At 65.2% G+C, this 1,478-nt stretch carries 2 protein-coding genes and 1 pseudogene; 2 read left to right on the forward strand and 1 reads right to left on the reverse strand.

Features of this window, described 5'->3' with window-relative positions:
• Both PFH44_RS27475 and PFH44_RS27480 read left to right on the forward strand, forming a co-directional pair.
• A pseudogene (locus tag PFH44_RS27475) lies at positions 1–152 on the forward strand (hypothetical protein); the annotation flags it as partial.
• A gap of 10 nt (positions 153–162) precedes the next feature.
• Positions 163–1,107 carry a carbohydrate kinase family protein gene (locus tag PFH44_RS27480; protein WP_283826822.1) on the forward strand — a complete coding sequence of 315 codons (945 nt, stop codon included), beginning with the start codon at positions 163–165 and terminating at the stop codon, positions 1,105–1,107.
• Between the two features lie 15 nt (positions 1,108–1,122).
• Here the strand turns inward: PFH44_RS27480 and PFH44_RS27485 are convergent.
• Positions 1,123–1,478 (reverse strand): NAD(P)-dependent oxidoreductase (locus PFH44_RS27485; protein WP_283826823.1); only part of this gene is annotated, 356 nt, incomplete at its 5' end.

Genomic DNA, 1,478 nt, shown 5'->3' on the forward strand with positions numbered 1-1,478 from the left:
TAGTTAAGACCCATCAGGTTCAGGCCATTGATAACGGCCTGAACCTGATGGGTCTTAACTACCTGGTCAAAGACGCGCTGGTGGGCGTCATTCTGGTGGTCGCGCTGGCCCTCTCTTTCTGGCAAGCGCGTCTGCGTCAGCAGCATCGTTAACGGAGTATCTATGGCAGCCTTTGACGCCGTTTTTGTCGGCCTGACGATCCTTGATATCGCCGGCCGTCCGGTTCTCGACATCCCGCCCCGCGGCGGGGTGGCCTTTATCGAACAAATTCGCCTTAACCCGGCGGGCACCGCCGCGGGGGCGAATATCAACGCCGCGAAGCTCGGCGTTCGCACCGCCGCCGTCGCCTGCCTCGGTCACGATGAAAAGGCCGATTTTATTCTCGCCAGCTACGCGCGGCTGGGGATCGACTGCTCGCTGATTCAACGCACGACGCAAAAGGAAACCTCGGCAACCATCCTGCCCATCCGCCCGAACGGCGAGCGGCCCGCGCTGCACTGTCGCGGCGCCTCCGACGCCCTGTTCGTCGACGAAGAGGCGTTTGCCTCGATTCTCGACTGCCGCTTCCTGCATCACGGCGGCACCGGGCTGCTGGCGGCAATGGACCAGGGTCAGAGCGCGCGGCTGCTGGCGGCCGCTAAAGCGCGCGGCGTCATCACCAGCTTCGACCTGATCGCCCCCGATGAGCGAACCCTGGATCTGCTGCGCCCGCTGCTGCCGTCGGTAGACTACTTTATGCCCTCGCTGGAGGAGGCCGCCTATCTCTCGGGACGCAGCGAGCCCGCCGAAATTGCCCGCTTCTTCTTCGACCTTGGCGTCGGGACCTGTATTTTGAAAGACGGCGCCAACGGCTCCTGGCTGCTGACCCGCGAGGGCCGCGTCGAGCATATCGCCCCGTGGCGCGTTGAAGCGGTGGATACCACCGGCTGCGGCGACGGCTACTGCGGCGGCTTTATTGCCGCCCTGGCCCGAGGGCTGAATGCAAAAGAGGCCTGCGAAGTGGCGTCGGCCGTGGCGGCGCTGGTGGCCACCGGCCTGGGATCGGATGCGGGCGTGGTCGACTGGGACCACACCCTGGCGTTTATGGCCGCTAATCGGGCCGAATAGCCTGCGCCTCCGCGCTTAGCGCCACTGATACAGCAGCGGCTCACCGGCCGCGTAGCGCTGGAGATCGGCGGCAATCATCGCCGTGTGCTTGCTGATGCTTTCGCGGGTCGCGCCGGCAATATGCGGCGTGATAATCACGTTATCAAACTCGGTGACAAACGGGTGATCGCGCCACAGCGGTTCTCGATGGTAGACGTCCAGCCCCGCGCCGCCCAGCGGCCCGTGGCGCAGGGCGTGAATGAGCGCCTCCTCGTCAACCACCGCCGCGCGGGAAGTATTAATCAGCAGCGCGCCGGGCTTCATGCTGTTCAGCAGCGGCGCGTTCACCAGCCCGTCGCTGCCGGCGCCGCTGCTCAGGTGCAGGCTGACGA

Source organism: Klebsiella sp. Ech2A (genome assembly GCF_030078455.1).
GTDB lineage: Bacteria > Pseudomonadota > Gammaproteobacteria > Enterobacterales > Enterobacteriaceae > Klebsiella > Klebsiella terrigena.

What these genes read in the sequence shown, in the direction of transcription:
- PFH44_RS27480 (WP_283826822.1), top strand. Translation starts at nt 163, where the DNA reads ATGGCAGCCTTTGACGCCGTTTTTGTCGGCCTGACGATCCTTGATATC.